Source organism: Faecalicatena contorta, assembly GCF_003149105.1.
Taxonomy (GTDB): domain Bacteria; phylum Bacillota; class Clostridia; order Lachnospirales; family Lachnospiraceae; genus Muricomes; species Muricomes contortus_C.
In genome coordinates this window covers 144,439-160,007 of sequence record NZ_QGDS01000003.1, presented here as the reverse complement: position 1 = coordinate 160,007, position 15,569 = coordinate 144,439, and the positions used below count along the sequence as shown (strand labels likewise).

General features: G+C 47.0%; 14 protein-coding genes and 1 pseudogene. 14 read left to right on the top strand and 1 reads right to left on the bottom strand.

What is annotated here, in order from left to right; translation table 11 throughout:
- The 7 genes from A8805_RS22500 to A8805_RS06575 form a co-directional block, all read left to right on the top strand.
- A partial coding sequence (locus A8805_RS22500) for a hypothetical protein (RefSeq protein WP_242992295.1) occupies positions 1 to 353 on the top strand: 353 nt, incomplete at its 5' end.
- 616 nt (positions 354 to 969) lie between these two features.
- Positions 970 to 2,313, top strand: coding sequence for a ParB/RepB/Spo0J family partition protein (locus A8805_RS06600; RefSeq protein ID WP_242992301.1), 1,344 nt, complete (start codon positions 970 to 972; stop codon positions 2,311 to 2,313).
- Positions 2,314 to 2,614: 301 nt separating this feature from the next.
- Entirely contained in the window at positions 2,615 to 2,968 is a 354-nt protein-coding gene (locus A8805_RS06595; RefSeq protein WP_109709415.1) for a hypothetical protein, read from the top strand.
- Positions 2,961 to 3,665 carry an antirestriction protein ArdA gene (locus A8805_RS06590; protein ID WP_109709414.1) on the top strand — a complete coding sequence of 235 codons (705 nt, stop codon included), beginning with the start codon at positions 2,961 to 2,963 and terminating at the stop codon, positions 3,663 to 3,665. The genes A8805_RS06595 and A8805_RS06590 overlap by 8 nt, the downstream gene beginning before the upstream one ends.
- A 48-nt stretch (positions 3,666 to 3,713) precedes the next feature.
- A complete protein-coding gene (locus tag A8805_RS06585; RefSeq protein ID WP_109709413.1) occupies positions 3,714 to 4,511 on the top strand; it encodes a DUF6674 family protein in 798 nt (265 codons plus the stop codon).
- Positions 4,512 to 4,585: 74 nt separating this feature from the next.
- The gene (locus A8805_RS06580; protein WP_109709412.1) at positions 4,586 to 5,059 is read left to right on the top strand and encodes a PcfB family protein; all 474 of its coding nucleotides are present in this window, start codon (positions 4,586 to 4,588) and stop codon (positions 5,057 to 5,059) included.
- Positions 5,049 to 6,887, top strand: coding sequence for a VirD4-like conjugal transfer protein, CD1115 family (locus A8805_RS06575; RefSeq protein WP_109709411.1), 1,839 nt, complete (start codon positions 5,049 to 5,051; stop codon positions 6,885 to 6,887). Before A8805_RS06580 ends, A8805_RS06575 begins: the two co-directional genes overlap by 11 nt.
- A 185-nt stretch (positions 6,888 to 7,072) precedes the next feature.
- Here A8805_RS06575 and A8805_RS06570 read toward each other — a convergent pair whose 3' ends face one another.
- Entirely contained in the window at positions 7,073 to 8,488 is a 1,416-nt protein-coding gene (locus A8805_RS06570; RefSeq protein WP_109709410.1) for a PIN-like domain-containing protein, read from the bottom strand.
- A gap of 335 nt (positions 8,489 to 8,823) precedes the next feature.
- Between A8805_RS06570 and A8805_RS06565 the strand changes: the two genes are divergently transcribed.
- From A8805_RS06565 to A8805_RS06535, 7 genes and pseudogenes are all read left to right on the top strand, one after another.
- Positions 8,824 to 9,036: a Maff2 family mobile element protein gene (locus A8805_RS06565; protein ID WP_109709409.1), complete on the top strand. Its 213-nt coding sequence runs from the start codon at positions 8,824 to 8,826 to the stop codon at positions 9,034 to 9,036.
- Between the two features lie 11 nt (positions 9,037 to 9,047).
- Positions 9,048 to 9,914: a VirB6/TrbL-like conjugal transfer protein, CD1112 family gene (locus A8805_RS06560; protein WP_109709408.1), complete on the top strand. Its 867-nt coding sequence runs from the start codon at positions 9,048 to 9,050 to the stop codon at positions 9,912 to 9,914.
- Positions 9,915 to 9,961: 47 nt separating this feature from the next.
- Positions 9,962 to 10,417: a SpoVG family protein gene (locus tag A8805_RS06555; protein WP_109709407.1), complete on the top strand. Its 456-nt coding sequence runs from the start codon at positions 9,962 to 9,964 to the stop codon at positions 10,415 to 10,417.
- 41 nt (positions 10,418 to 10,458) lie between these two features.
- Positions 10,459 to 10,854: pseudogene (locus A8805_RS06550) on the top strand (DUF7007 domain-containing protein); the annotation flags it as partial.
- Positions 10,855 to 10,901: 47 nt separating this feature from the next.
- On the top strand, positions 10,902 to 11,297 hold the full coding sequence (locus A8805_RS06545; RefSeq protein ID WP_109709405.1) for a PrgI family protein: 396 nt from the start codon (positions 10,902 to 10,904) through the stop codon (positions 11,295 to 11,297).
- Positions 11,245 to 13,614, top strand: a complete 2,370-nt coding sequence (locus A8805_RS06540; RefSeq protein ID WP_181392758.1) for a VirB4-like conjugal transfer ATPase, CD1110 family — start codon at positions 11,245 to 11,247, stop codon at positions 13,612 to 13,614. Before A8805_RS06545 ends, A8805_RS06540 begins: the two co-directional genes overlap by 53 nt.
- The gene (locus tag A8805_RS06535; RefSeq protein ID WP_109709404.1) at positions 13,607 to 15,556 is read left to right on the top strand and encodes a C40 family peptidase; all 1,950 of its coding nucleotides are present in this window, start codon (positions 13,607 to 13,609) and stop codon (positions 15,554 to 15,556) included. The genes A8805_RS06540 and A8805_RS06535 overlap by 8 nt, the downstream gene beginning before the upstream one ends.
- The last annotated feature ends 13 nt before the right edge of the window (positions 15,557 to 15,569 follow it).

Below are 15,569 nucleotides of genomic sequence, written 5' to 3'. Positions count from 1 at the left end.
CGCCAGTTGCGCCAGTAGGACCAGTCGCGCCGTCTGCTCCAGTAGGACCAGTTGCACCAGTAGGACCAGTTGCGCCGTCTGTGCCGGTAGGACCAGTTGCACCATCTGCGCCGGTAGGGCCAGTAGGACCAGTTGCGCCATCTGCACCAGTTGCCCCATCTGCACCAGTTGCCCCAGTAGGGCCAGTTGCGCCGGTAGGGCCTGTTACGCCATCTGCACCGGTAGGACCTATTGTACCAGCCGGGCCAGTAGGACCGGTAGCACCGTATATAATAGGAAACTACAAAACAGCCCACTATAAGGGCAAAAAAATAAAATATTGGCTATCACATTACACAGGATACCGCCCATGAGGACAAAGGGGCGGTATTTCTGTTTTAGATAGCCACTTCGGGTCAACTTGGCCCGAAGCAGAAAGGAGGGATTAAAAATATCCCGTTGGGTCTGATTGAAAAGTCAGGCCCTTTTTTCATGCCATTAAATATTAGAACAGGAGGTAAACGCATGGCAAAAAACAGGAAAAACAAGCCGGACGATGTAAAAATCATACCGGAAAATGAAGCCCCCACACAAGAGCAAACTGCCCCCATTGAAGCGGCAGAAATTGCCGACAGTACCCCACCCCCGGAAATGACAGCCGAGGAAATAGTGGTATTGGAGCATGAGGGCGAAGCGGCCTTACATGAAGTTGGAAACGATGGACTGGAACCGCCTACCTCTCTTGACATTCCCGTCCCCGGTGACGAAGTTGTTTCAGAGGAACAGAAAACGGAAGAAGTTTCCGACAGTATACTGTCCCCGGAGGTGACAACCGAGGAAACGGCAGCATTGGAGCATAAGGAAGAAATCGTTTCTGATGAAATCGGCAACGATAGAACGGAATCGCCTGCCCTTGATATTCCCACTCCCACCGATAAAATTGTTTCAGAAGAACAGGAACCCGCTCCCCATGAAATCAATGACAATGGAATGGAGCCGCCTATCACTTTTAATGTTCCTGCTCCCGGTGATATAGTTGTTTCCTTTGATAAAATCAATGAGATTATTTCGGAGAAAAAGACAACAGAGGAAGTGGAACAAAACGCTTTGGAAAAGGATTCTCTTACCGAGGGTGAAGTGAGTCCTGAAAAATCAGGGAAGGAAGTTGAGAATACCCCGTCAGATATATCAGCCGAAAAATCAGGCAAGAAAACCACTCGTTCAGATAAACAGGAGAAAGGCTCTAAGACTGAAAAACCTACAAAAGATGAACTTTCTGCTCGTGGTCAAAAGGGCGCACAAATCCGCAAAGGACGTAAACAGAATGTGATTGATTTTTTGGATGGAAAAAGTCCAACACCATTTCCCGGCGAAAAAACAACGCCATCATCTCTCCCGGAGCAACCAAAAGAGTCAGAAGAAGCCCCTCATGCTACCGAACCGGAACAGCCGCAGGAGCCGAAAGAAGCCCCACGTTCTACCGAGCCGGAGCAGATTGTCTATCTAAAACTATCAGAACTTTACGCTTTCAAAGACCACCCATTTCAAGTTAGAAATGATGATGAAATGGCAGCTATGGTGGAAAGTGTTAAGGACAAGGGCGTTACCCAACCCGCCATTGTCCGCCCCCGTGAGGACGGCGGCTATGAAATGGTATCGGGCCACCGACGCCAGAAAGCCAGTGAACTAGCCGGATTTGAGGATATGCCTTGTATTATCCGTAATCTGACTGATGAACAGGCCATCACGCAGATGGTTGAGGATAATACCAATCAGCGTGAAAATATCCTGCCCAGTGAGAGAGCCAAAGCCCTGCAAATGCAGTTGGAAGCTATTAAACAACAGGGGGTGCGTACTGGCAACGGACAACGCTCCAATGAGGTTGTTGCCGAGCGTAATAAAATGACGGTCAAGCAGGTTCAGCGATACATCAAACTCAATGAACTTGTACCCGACCTTTTGAAAATGGTGGACGAGAAAAAAATTGCGTTCACTCCTGCTGTGGAACTGGCTTTTATCAAGCCTAAAAATCAGAAGTATATCGCTATCGCCATTGAGGGTCAGCAGTCGGCTCCCTCTCTCTCACAGGCGCAGCGTATGCGTGACCTTGACCAAAAGAAGCTGTTAAACCCTGATATGATCGACGGTATCATGCTCGAAGAAAAAAAGGAGGTAGACAAAGTGATTTTATCCAGTCAAGAATTGGGTCAGTATTTCGGAAAGGAAAAAACGCCCCGTGAAATGAAAGATACCATTATGAAACTGCTTGAGGAAAACAAGGATAAACTGAAAGATATTTCAGCCCCGGAAAAGAAATCCGAGCAAGAGAAGTAAAGACACTTCGGGTCAACTTGGCCCGAAGTCCGTTATGCGGGGCGCTGCCCCGCACCCCGAAGCTCTAAGGATATAATATATTCCCCGTTGCCAATCATGGAGTAGCATAACCGGGAAAGTCAGTCAAGGGCTTGCCGCCATAGGCGGTGCTTCGCACCCTTGACTGGCTTCTCCCTGTTATGCTTTAAGGAGTCAAGCGACGGGGATATATATTCCTTTGAGCCGCTCCCTTTCCAAAGAGTGGAAAGGGCGGGGGGATAGGTTGACCAATTAACGCAACATGAACGGAGGTGCTTATAAAATGAAACGACCTTTAGCATATATTACTGCCGCATGGAGCGGCGATTATAACGCTGATATGCAACAGGCGGTGCAGTATTGCAGGGCGGCTTATGAAGCTGGTTTTTCCCCGCTCTGCCCTTGTCTGTATCTCTCGCTGTTTTTGAATACTGCAATCCCGGAAGAACACAAAAGCGGTATTGATATGGGGCGTGACCTGCTTCGCCGCTCTCATGTGCTTGTTGTATGCGGGGAGGCGGTGGACGAAGCTGTAAAAAACGATATTGCCATTGCAGGACGGCTGAATATTACGGCAACTACCCTCAATGGGATTTTAACCGTGAAAACGCAGGGACGTGAAAATTCCCATGATTGAAGCCTATATTACCAATCTCGGCAGATACAACGAAAACTATTTAATCAGCGAACCTCTAAAATTTCCTACCACCACCGAGGAAGTGCAGGCTCTTTTGAAACGAATTGGCATTGACGGAGTACGTTATGAGGAAATTTTTATTGCCAGTTATGAAACGGACATTCCGGGCCTATGTAAATGTTTGGGTGAATACGAAAGTATTGATGAACTGAATTACTTGGCTTCTCTGCTGGACGATATGCAGGAGTGGGAACTAGAGAAGTTTACCGCCGTCGTGGACTTCGGAGAGTATAACAGCGTTAAGGATTTAATCAATCTTGCTCAAAATCTGGATTGTTTTGAACTTTATCCGGGCATTGAGGACGAGGAAGATTTGGGCCGGTATTACATTGAGGAAATGTGTACTATGGAAGTGCCGGAGCATTTAAAAAATTACATTGATTACGAAGCCTATGGTCGGGATATGGACATGGACGAGGACGGGCGTTTTGTTGATGGGGGTTATGTGGTACGAACTGGTGACAGCCATACAGATTATTACTGTGGCCGGGATGATTTGCCGGAGGAATACCGTGTTTTCGCTTATCCCGAACCAGAAAAATCCATTAAGAAAACATTGGAAAGCTATCAACAGACAATGAGCAAAAGCACCCATACCGCCCATGAACGCCCCCATCCTGCCAGTGCGGAGCGTTAAAATCACTTCGGGTCAACTTGGCCCGAAGTCTGGAAAGGAGGAAACCCAATGGCAAAAAAGAACTCTACTAATGAACCCATTGCAGAAAACAAATACGTCAAGGAACTTCTGGCAATCCTGCGGGAAAACAATGCCCCATCTGCAAAGGATTTTCTTGCTGTGCTTCAGCAAGTGGGTGCAATGGAACGTCAGCTTGACACCGCCGTGAAAGAACTTGCCGCCATGCGCCAGGAACTTCAAGCGGCGCAGGAACAGAACCACCCTGTAAAATCCACCATGCAAAAGGCGGTTATCTCCATGCAGGGGCAGGTACTCGACCTGCGGGAACGGCTTGCTGGGCTAAAGCAGAATATCATAGACGGATGTAAAAATGCCCTTGCTGCCTTTAAGGAAAAGGGCATTTCCGCATTGGATAATGTAGCCCGGTTTTTCAAGGTACGCCCCATGTTGGAATCTATGCGGGAGAACTTGGACAGCAATATCCGTTCCCATGATAAGGCTATTGCCAAAATAGAAGCCATCAGCACCGAATACCATGAAGCCGGGCGGCATTTAAAAAATATGGGCCGGGCCATGCTTGGAAAGGAATCCATACAGAAAGCACAACCAACGGGTAAGGTGGCGGCTGCCATATCATCTCCATACCGGGCCGAGCGTTCCCACCTTGCTGATATGAAAAAGAGTGTGGAAAAAGCCATCGGCGCAATGATCCGGCTTGAAGAACGGGCGGCAGAGAAAAAACCGTCTATCCGGGAAGCCCTCAATACCCATAGTCAAAAGGTGGAAAAGGAAACAAAAGACGCTCCTACCGCAGAGCGGCCCCGCCCTGCCAGTGCGGAGAGGTAAATCACTTCGGGTCAACTTGGCCCGAAGTCCTCCCGCTTGTGTGATTGCTATGTTTGGCAGGAAAGGAGGTTTTCATGCAAGAAGATATAGAACGCAGGACGGTTGCCCTATCGGTCAATGCCTCAAAGCTGACGGGCCGGGCATTAGCAAAAGTTTTGGCGTCAACACTTCAGCAAATGCAGAAAGGGTATCAAAAACGACAGACACCACAAGGCAAACAAAGTGTAAAGAAGCTGATGAACCACGGAGTTTCTACAAATAGCCTTGACCTTTCGGGGGATACCCGTCTGTTTGACAGAGTGGCCCGGAAATATAACGTAGATTATGCGTTTCATAAAACCGGGCCGAATAAATACCTACTATTTTTCAAGGCCGGGCAGGCTGACGCTATTACAGCCTGTTTTGGCGAATATACAAAACTGGTAATGAGCCGGGGCAAACACAAACGCCCCTCTATCCTGCAACAGCTTAAACAATTTGCAGATAAAGAGCGTACAAAGCCCCGCCAACAGGAACGAAAAAGGGAGGCGGTGCGGAATGAACGATAAAATCAGAAAGTACCTTATCCCTAATTTTCCCTACCTGTTTGTGCTTTGGTTCTTTCTGAAACTTGGCACAGCCTACCGCATGGCCCCCGGTGCGGACTTTGGCAATAAGCTGATAGGAATGGTCAAAACTATAGGCCCGGCGTTTGAATCCATAGCGCCGGGTCCTATACTGTCCGATTGGCTTGTTGGCCTTGCCGGGGCGGTCATTATCCGGCTAATAGTATGGAACAAGGTAAAAAAGGCAAAAAAATTCAGAAAGGATGTGGAATATGGCTCGGCCCGGTGGGGAACGGAAAAGGACATAAAGCCCTTTATCGACCCGAAATTCGGGAACAACGTCATACTGACCGGCACGGAGTTTCTTACCATGAACACCCGGCCCAAAAACCCCGCCAACGCCCGAAATCTTAATTGCTGTGTTATAGGCTCCAGTGGAAGCGGAAAAACCCGCTTTTGGCTGACCCCTAACCTGCTTCAAGCCCATAGTAGTTATGTTGTGGTAGATCCAAAAGGCGGAATCTTGGGGCAGGTAGGCGCTTTTCTTTCGGCAAAGGCACAGGGTTATAAAATAAAGGTGTTCAATAGCGTGGACTTTTCAAAGTCTATGCACTACAATCCACTTTCCTACATCAAAACGGAAAGCGATATTTTGAAGTTTGTAAACGCTCTGATTGAAAATACAAAAGGCGATGGTAAGGAGGGCGACCCCTTTTGGACAAAGGCGGAAACCCTCCTTTACTGCGCCCTAATCGGCTATATCGTCTTTGAGGGGCCGGAGGAAGAACGCAATATCAATACTCTTGTGGATATGCTCAACAGCATGGAAACAAGGGAAGATGATGAAAATTTCAAAAATGCCGTGGACTATATGTTTATTGGCTTGGAGAAGCGCAATCCCAACCACTTTGCTGTCCGTCAGTACAAAAAATACAAACTTGCCAGTGGAAAAACTTCAAAGAGTATCCTTATTTCCTGCGGGGCCAGACTGGCCCCGTTTGATATTGGACAGCTTCGGGAGATTATGAGTTATGATGAAATGGAACTTGACCGCATGGGCGACAGGAAAACCGCAACTTTTTTTATCATCAGCGATACGGACACCACCTACAATTTCATCGTAGCCCTTGCCTTTTCGCAGATGTTCAATCTTTTGTGTGAACGGGCAGACACGGTACATGGGGGCAGATTGCCCCATCATGTGCGGGTACTATGGGACGAGGCTGCCAACACGGGGCAGGTTCCACAACTTGAAAAACTTTGTGCAGTCATTCGCTCACGGGAAATCTCCTTGTGCCTGTTTTTACAAGCGCAGAGCCAGTTGAAAGCCCTATATAAAGACCATGCGGAAACCATCATGGGCAATATGGATTCGGTTGTATTTCTCGGCGGGCGGGAACACTCCACTATTAAGGAACTTTCGGAGATATTGGGAAAAGAAACAATCTCCATGCAGACGGAAAGCCGGACACGGGGCCAGTCAGAAAGCTACGGACAGAATATGCAACGGCTTGGTAAGGAACTAATGACAATGGACGAATTGACTACCATGCCGGGCGATAAGTGTATCTTACAGCTTCGGGGCCTGCGTCCTTTCCTCTCTCCTAAATATGACCTTAAAAAGCACCCCAATTATAGGTTTACCGCCGAAGCTGATAAGCGTAAAACGTTTGACGCTTCAAAACTGGTAAATCGTCGTATAAAAAGGCTCAATCCCAATGAGCAATATACCGTTTACGAAGTAGACGCTACTGAGGAAACCACCGTCTTGGACGAGAACGAGGACATTCTCAACTATGATGATGTGGACGACCCGGAAGCGTTTGCATAACTTCGGGTCAACTTGGCCCGAAGTAGGAATTACCCGCCAGGTTTATATCTGGCGGGTAATTATAAGCAAACTGCGAAATTCAATAGCATCTTCAAAGAAAGCTAATCAATAACGGAACTTTTCTTAGTAAGATAGAGATTATGCGCACTTGAATATATGCTAACCGTTGATTGCACCCCACTTTTTTAATGGTTTGGCGCACAGTTGATGCAAAACCCATTTCCACCATCATTTTCAAAATTTATTTTATGTCCACAATCTGGGCAGGTATTATAGGCACCCTCTAAGTATTCATCGTCATCTTCCTCAAATAGAGGTTGATACGCCGTCTCTTTAAGATTGCCAGTAAGAATGGTGGCTTTTTCAAATCCATTATCGGCTTCAAAATCAAGGTACATATCAGCTTCTCGTATCACTTCCACACTAATTTTGCCTTCAAAAGTATGAGAACCCGCAGGGCCTAAAAGAATTTCCTTTGTGTCATCATCACGCCCCCAATAGTCAAAAGATGTGGCATCCGCTTCTACCCAAAATGTGAAAACATACGTGATGGTGTCTTGACCTCTTTGTACCTGTTCAGCCGATATAAATTCTTGTTCGGTTATTTCAAGTTCATCAATCCCATTTGTTCCAATATGAGCCGATGGTTCAATATAATCTTCTCCTGAAAGCGACAAGGTATCACTAATACTGTCGAAAACCGCTTCGTTTACTCTCTCAAAGTAGTCTGAATCAGTCATTTGTAATGCGATTCCAACTGCATCTGTTTGTGAAATGTTATAGCAAGCGGATACATCGGCAAAGAAGTCAAGTGAAGTCAACGGAACAATTTCCATTCCTGTTTCACTTTTAAATTCATGCAACAGATAGGGATGAAAGTTTTTCTGAACGCCATTTTCAACCCACCAATCGCTTTTAACATCATCCGTTACAAATATTACATTTACAGCATTATCCTTTGCGTAACGAATAATTTCTTTCCACATAATTAAGTCACTATACTTTCTAACGCCGTCCTTGCTTTTTGAATCTTTGAATCCGGGAGGAATTTGCGGCTCTGCCTTATACCGCCGTTCACCTTCCTCGCAAATTTGATAAATTTCCTCTTGAGTTACCGCTATCATAGCGTGGGAATCATTTATGATTTTTTCTACCAAGTCGTAGACTAAATTATTTCCACCCCACGGATTAGCAATAAAATCAAGGATTGTTCTATCTTCAAAAAATACTTCTGGAATAGTAAGCAACTCGTCAAATTTATTTGATAAATCATGTCGCAGCTCTGCTACGTCTGGATATTGTAGTGCTTGAAGATTATCGCACATTTTCAGAACCTTGCGTGCGGCAATACTTATTTGGCTCTTTGCGTCGTCGCCTACACGTCGAACACGCTTTTCCATATCACCAAAATAAGCACGATAGTGTTTAAGGAATTCGTACCTGACAGTAGATGGAATTATTATTGATGAGTAAATTGTCTGCATACAGCGCAACGCAAAATCGGAAAATTCCGGTGAATACCGATATATATGTAAAAATATATTTGTGTCGCAGATAATGATATGATTTTGTTCAATTAATTTCTTTATATCAACTTGCAATTTAACCCCTCCCTCTTGCGCATAATATGGCGCTATGTTCAGTCTATTATCACATGCCAACCAAGTGCTATTGCTAAACTATAATCTCTCAATTTTATATGTAATAATTACTAATATTCAACAACCACTTGTTATGTAAGCGGTTGCTTTCATTATAAAGCAAAATTCCCCACAAAACAACGAGAAAGAAGGTGATTTTTATGGTTCGTGCGCCCCCTTAACCCTTGATAAAACTAAATATGGAACTTCGGGCCAAGTTGTCCCGAAGTGGAGCCGCCAGAAATGGCGGTTTTTTTGTACCCAAAAACAAAATGAAAATATGGAGGTATTTGATTATGCAATTTTTCACGAGTGCAGTTTCTACATTACAGACCCTTGTTGTTGCTCTTGGTGCGGGCCTTGCCGTATGGGGCGTTATCAATCTGCTTGAGGGCTACGGGTCAGATAACCCTGCGGCTAAGTCACAAGGGATTAAACAGTTGATGGCCGGGGGCGGTGTTATCCTGCTTGGAACCACTCTCGTTCCCCTGCTGTCTACTCTGTTTTAAGGTAAACGCCTATGGATTTTCTCACCGACTGGATTAACGAATGGGTAAAAAATCTTCTGGTTGACGGTATCATGGGCAACCTAGAGGGGGTTTTTCTTGATGTAAACAACCGGGTCGGAGAGATTGCGACACAAGTGGGAACCACCCCGGCGGCATGGCACGCCGGGGTGTTCTCCATGATACGTCAGCTTTCCGAAACGGTTGTATTACCGATTGCGGGTATCGTCTTAACCTTTGTCATGTGCTATGAACTGATTCAGATGATAATTGACCGCAATAACCTACATGACATTGATACATGGATATTTTTCAAATGGATTTTCAAGACCTTTATTGCTGTAACCATACTTTCCAATACGTTCAACATCGTCATGGCAGTATTTGATGTGGCGCAGAGCGTAGTGAGTAACGCCGGAGGCTTGATACAAGGCAGTACCAATGTAAGTGACGATATGATGAACAGTCTTGAAACAACTTTGCAGGGCATGGAAATCGGCCCCCTGCTTGGCTTGTGGCTTCAAACTATCATTCTTGGATTTACCATGAAAGCTATAGGCATTGTTATTTTTGTAATTGTGTATGGGCGTATGTTGGAAATTTATATGCTTTCCAGTCTGGCCCCTCTCCCAATGGCAACGGTAGTAAACCGGGAAATCGGCAGCATGGGACAGAACTATTTTAAGTCCTTGTTGGCAGTTGGCTTTCAAGGCTTTTTGATTTTGGTATGTGTAGCGATCTATGCGGTGCTGATTCAAAGTGTTGCCACCAGTGGCGATCCTATCGGTGCGGTGTGGCAGGTCATGGGTTATACGGTACTGTTATGTTTTACTTTGTTCAAAACCGGAAGTCTTGCAAAATCCGTCTTTGGAGCGCATTAAGGACTTCGGGCCAATTTGACCCGAAGTGAGAAAGGAGTTATTTCAATATGAACGATGATAAAACCAATATCCCGCAGGAAACGGAACAGGTGGCAATGCCGATGAAACTTGACGTTACTGCCCGGCCCATCGAGCCAAAGGGAAACCTTGTAGGGTTTGCCAACTTAAAAATCAATGACAGTTTTGTGATTGAAGATTTTAAGATATTACAGAGTGACAAGGGCTTGTTTATAGGTATGCCGAGCAAACCGGATAAAAACAGCCCTACCGGCTATCGTGATACCGCAAAGCCTATCACAAAGGAATTTCGTGCGGAGCTGACCGGGGCTGTGGTTGCGGCCTATCATGCAGAGATAGAGAAGTTAAAGGCCCGTGCCGCCGCTGTCCCCGAAAAACAGTCTATCCCGGAACAGCTTGCCGAAGGAAAAAAACAGGCGGCAAAGGACAACGCTGAACGTTCGGCTCCTGCAAAGGCCGACAAAGCAAAAAATGCAGAACGCTAACTTCGGGCCATGTTGACCCGAAGTGGAAAGGAGGATTGTTCATGTACCAACAGCCGGAAAAATCGCCCTGGGGCGAAGTTGAAACCTGTGATGTTCTCTGCCCCGGTGTATTCCTTGTAAGTACCGCCAGTCATGGCGGTACGCTTGTTTCCAACGAGGTGTCCACTATGCTTTCCCCTGCCGCTCAAAAATGCGGTTTTCGGCATGGTGGATACCTTTGCTTTGAGGAGGATTCGCAGGAAAGTATTGTGTTGCGGGAACTTCTGGACAAAAAATTATGGAGTGTACCTGACCGCATAAAAAATAAGGCTGCCTTTGAAGAAAACATCAATAACTCTATTCGGGAATACAACCCGGACTATTGGCGGGTCAGACAGGCCGGAATGGAGAAAGTTTCCGCCCGGCAGGCTGTCCCGGCCCACAATGCTGAACGCTGACACTTCGGGCCAACTTGGCCCGAAGTCAGAAAGGAGGATTTTACCCATTGGCTTATGTAAGTGTACCAAATGACCTATCGAAAATAAAAACTAAAGTGGCGTTCAATCTCACGAAGCGCCAGCTTCTATGTTTCGGAGCGGCGGGGGTTATTGGCATACCCGCCTATCTGTTTGCCCGCTCCGCCATCGGCAGCACTGGGGCTATGTTTTTGATGATTGCCCTTATGCTCCCATGCTTTTTGATTGCCATGTACGAGCGTGACGGACTGCCTTTTGAAAAGGTAGTGAGGAATATTGTCCGCTCCAAATTCCTATGGCCCGGCACAAGGCCATATCAGACCCAAAATATCTATGCTTATTTAAGCAACCCCGGAAAGGAGGTACAGCAGATTGACACAAACAAGAAAAAGCCCGTCCGCTCCCGCCAAAAGCGGAAAGCGTAAACAGCGTGGGCCGCAGTCGGCACAACAGACAATCCCCTATAAAGAAATGCTCCGGGACGGTATTTGCAAGGTGCGGGAGGGTTACTATACTAAAACACTTTCCTATGAGGACATCAATTATTCCGTAGCTTCATCAGATGACCAAAGTACTATTTTTGATGGCTACTGTTCGTTCCTCAACTATTTTGACAGTGCCTTGCCCTTTCAGCTTTCTTTTATCAACCATCGCTCCCGGCCCGAAAACCAGTACACGGTAAACATTCCCCCGCAGGACGATGAATTTAATAATATTCGCAGAGAATTTACCGATATGCTGACCGGGCAAATTGTCAAAAGCAATAACGGTATTGTCCGCTCCAAATATATCACGTTTGGGATTCATGCGGACGGGATCGGAACGGCCCGGCCACGCTTGGAGCGTATCGAATCTGACATTGTGGGAAACTTTAAGAAACTTGGTGTGCAATCGGCTTCCCTCTCCGGGCGGGAACGTCTGGAAGTGATACACAGCCAGTTGCACCCCGGCGGTAGAGAACCATTCCGTTTTTCATGGGATATGATACCGAAAACCGGCATGGGGACAAAAGATTTTATCGCTCCGACCTCATTTGATTTTCGGCAAAGCCGCTTTTTCCGTGTCGGGCAGACTTGGGGAGCCGCTATGTATATACAGATTATGGCTTCTGAACTTTCTGACAAGCTGTTAGCTGAACTACTGGAAGTGGACGCAGAAATGACCATTACTATGCACGTTCAGACGGTAGACCAGACAAAGGCAGTAAAAACGGTAAAGGCAAAATTAAGTGACATTGACCGAATGAAAATGGACGAGCAAAAAAAGGCGGCACGTTCCGGGTATGACATTGATATTTTACCGCCCGATTTGATGACATACAGCAAGGACGCAGCGGCTCTCTTGGCTGATTTACAAAATCGCAATGAAAGAATGTTCCTGCTTACCTTTCTTGTGGTAAACACCGCACCTACAAGGCAACAGCTTGAAAACGATATTTTCACGGTGTCCGGCATTACACAAAAGTACAACTGTTTTCTGAAACGTCTGGATTTTCAGCAGGAACAAGGCTTTATGAGTAGCCTGCCGCTTGGGTATAACGGTATCGAGATACAACGGGGAATGACAACGAGCAGTACCGCCATCTTCGTACCCTTTATGACGCAGGAACTCCGCATGGGCGGTCAGGCTCTTTACTATGGCATGAACGCCCTTTCCCACAATGTTATTATGGCAGACCGCAAAAAATTGAAATCTGCCAACGGCTTATATCTCGGTTCTACTGGTTCGGGAAAATCTTTTGCGGCAAAGAGGGAACTTATTAACGTATTCCTTACCACAAAAGACCGAATTATCATTGTAGACCCGATGGGCGAATATGCGCCACTGGTAAAAAGGCTTGGTGGAGAGGTTATCGACATTTCCCCCGACAGTCAAAACCACATCAATCCAATGGACTTAAAACTGAATATGCTTGGAGAGGACAGTCCGCTTTCAATGAAAGCGGATTTTTTATTGTCCTTGTGTGAACTTATCATTGGTGGCAAAGAGGGCTTACAGCCTATCGAAAAGACTGTGATTGACCGTTGTGTGCGCCTTGTGTACCGTGAACTCGCTCTCGGTATCGCCAACAGTAAAATGCCCCTCTTGCAAGACCTGTATGAAACTCTGTGCCAACAGCCGGAGCCGGAAGCAAAGCGGGTGGCAACCGCTCTGGAACTTTACTGCACCGGCTCCCTCAATATGTTCAATCATGCTACTAACGTACAAACAGGTCGCCGCATTACCTGTATCGTGCTGAAAAGCATGGGCGAAAACCTACGCAAGATTGCCATGCACATCACGAATGAACTTGTGACGCAGGCCGTTGACGAAAACTTTTCGGCGGGCCTTGCTACATGGTGCTATTACGACGAATTTCATATTCTCCTGCAAGACGCCCTTAGTGCCAGTTATTTCGTCCGCACTTGGAAAATGCTGAGGAAGAAGTTTTGCGTTCCATCGGCCTTGACCCAAAATGTGAAAGACCTGCTTGCCAGTCGTGAAGTAGAAAATATTTTTGACAACAGTGATTTTATGATTCTATTGGCACAGGCACAAGCTGACCGGGTTATCCTCGCCCGGCAACTCGGCATTTCCGAACATCAGCTATCCTATATCGCCCATAGCAATTCCGGGGAGGGGCTTTTGTTCTTTGGAAATACGACGATTCCGTTTGTTGACCGTTTCCCGAAAAACACGGAGATATACCGCTTACTTACTACTCGCCCGGAGGATATAGCAAAGGAGGCCGCCAATGCGTGATAACAGCCGGGGTGGCCCATCGGGCCGCTTGCGGTTTGAGCATGAGGAAGCGGCGGCAACTTCGGGTCAAGTTGGCCCGAAGTCAAAGCCGGTTGTAAAGGGCGGCAAACGATTTGTAAAAACCAATGCTGACCTCAACAAATCCCCGCCGATCCCGGAGGAAACGGATACTTCTACGCCAGTAGAGGATAGCCCTATCACTTCGGGCCATGTTGGCCCGAAGTCGGGTAAATTCCGTCAGGACAGCAAAAGGCCCCGCCCCTCTGACCGCCTGCGGCAAGAGGGGGAACCCTCACCCGATAAAACCGCTCCCCATGATGGTCCCGCCGATAAAAAATCAAGGAAAGATGGCAAGCGCATGGAGAAATCCAAACTCCGTATGGAAAAGAGCGGCGATAAATTGGAGAAAGCCCGTGATAAACTGGAAAATCAGAAGCCCACGAAGCGCCCCGGCCCGATAAAGACCATAGGGCGGGCGGTTGGTTATCAGACCCGTCTGTATGTGCATGGTAAAATCCGTGAGGTGGAGCGTGAAAATGTAGGCATAGAGGCCGCCCACAAAACGGAACTTGCCGGGGAGCATACCGTCCGGGGCAGTACACGTTTTGTTCAAAAGCGTATCCGTACCCGCCCTGCCCGGCAGGTTCGCAAGTGGGAGAAAAAGACCATCAATTCAAAAGCCGATTATGCCTACCGTCAGCTTGTGCAGGAAAATCCCTCTTTACAAAGCAACCCCGTTTCCCGGTATTTGCAAAAACAGCGGTTGAAAAAGCAATACCGCAAGCAGGCAAAAGAAACCGCAAAAGCGGCAAAGAAAACAGCAGTTACAGCAAAAAATATAGCCGGAGCCGCATGGAACTATGTGCGGAGCAATCCCAAAGTTATGCTGATAATCGCTTGTGCGTTCCTGCTGATTATCGTCATGCAGTCCTGCATGGCGGGGGTTACTTCTATCGGAAACGGTTTGCTTGGTGCGGTGGACGGTACTTCCTACGTTTCATCGGACAGCGATATGCAGACGGTGGAATCAGACTATACCATACTGGAAAGCGGCCTGCGGGAAGAACTGGCTCATATTGAAAGGGATTATCCCGGCTATGACGAGTACCGCTATTCGGTAGATGAAATCGGGCATGACCCTTTTGAACTGGCTTCTTATCTGACCGCAAGATTCGATGGATATAACTCGGCAAAGGTAAGGACAGAATTACAATTCCTTTTGGAACAGCAGTATAAACTTACCATCACGGAAACTGTGGAAGTACGCTACCGTACAGAAACCCGGACAGATACATGGACAGAAACAGACCCCGAAACCGGGGAAACCACAACCCACTCTGACACTTACACGGTGGAGGTTCCCTATGACTACTATATCCTCAATGTAGCCCTACGCAATAGGTCATTGGGGGCTGTGGCTCTTGCCAATCTCGACCCGGAGCAGACAGAACGCTATCTTGTCTATCAAAAGACCAAAGGCAACCGCCCTAATCTTTTTGAGGGCAATATCTACACCGCCGGAGAATACACCGATTATGACATACCGCCCGAAGCCTTAAACGATACGAGGTTTGCCGCCATGATTGCTGAAGCTGAAAAATATCTTGGTTTTCCCTATGTTTGGGGCGGTTCCACTCCCTCAACGTCCTTTGACTGTTCCGGCTTTGTGTGTTGGGTTATCAACAAATCTGGTGTTGGCAGCGTGGGAAGAACAACAGCACAAGGTATTTTCAACCTGTGTGCAAAAATCCCCCCCGGCGAAGCAAAGCCCGGCGACATTATCTTTTTCACTGGAACCTATGACAGTTCCGGGCCAGTGTCGCACGTTGGGATTTATGTAGGCAATGGCATGATGATTCACTGTGGCAATCCTATCAGCTACGCTTCCACCAATAGCCGGTATTGGACGGAACACTTTTACGCCTTTGGACGGTTGAATTAACAGAAACGGAGGG

What these genes read in the sequence shown, in the direction of transcription:
- A8805_RS06600 (WP_242992301.1), top strand. Translation starts at nt 970, where the DNA reads ATGGAGCCGCCTATCACTTTTAATGTTCCTGCTCCCGGTGATATAGTT.
- A8805_RS06595 (WP_109709415.1), top strand. Translation starts at nt 2,615, where the DNA reads ATGAAACGACCTTTAGCATATATTACTGCCGCATGGAGCGGCGATTAT.
- A8805_RS06590 (WP_109709414.1), top strand. Translation starts at nt 2,961, where the DNA reads ATGATTGAAGCCTATATTACCAATCTCGGCAGATACAACGAAAACTAT.
- A8805_RS06585 (WP_109709413.1), top strand. Translation starts at nt 3,714, where the DNA reads ATGGCAAAAAAGAACTCTACTAATGAACCCATTGCAGAAAACAAATAC.
- A8805_RS06580 (WP_109709412.1), top strand. Translation starts at nt 4,586, where the DNA reads ATGCAAGAAGATATAGAACGCAGGACGGTTGCCCTATCGGTCAATGCC.
- A8805_RS06575 (WP_109709411.1), top strand. Translation starts at nt 5,049, where the DNA reads ATGAACGATAAAATCAGAAAGTACCTTATCCCTAATTTTCCCTACCTG.
- A8805_RS06565 (WP_109709409.1), top strand. Translation starts at nt 8,824, where the DNA reads ATGCAATTTTTCACGAGTGCAGTTTCTACATTACAGACCCTTGTTGTT.
- A8805_RS06560 (WP_109709408.1), top strand. Translation starts at nt 9,048, where the DNA reads ATGGATTTTCTCACCGACTGGATTAACGAATGGGTAAAAAATCTTCTG.
- A8805_RS06555 (WP_109709407.1), top strand. Translation starts at nt 9,962, where the DNA reads ATGAACGATGATAAAACCAATATCCCGCAGGAAACGGAACAGGTGGCA.
- A8805_RS06535 (WP_109709404.1), top strand. Translation starts at nt 13,607, where the DNA reads ATGCGTGATAACAGCCGGGGTGGCCCATCGGGCCGCTTGCGGTTTGAG.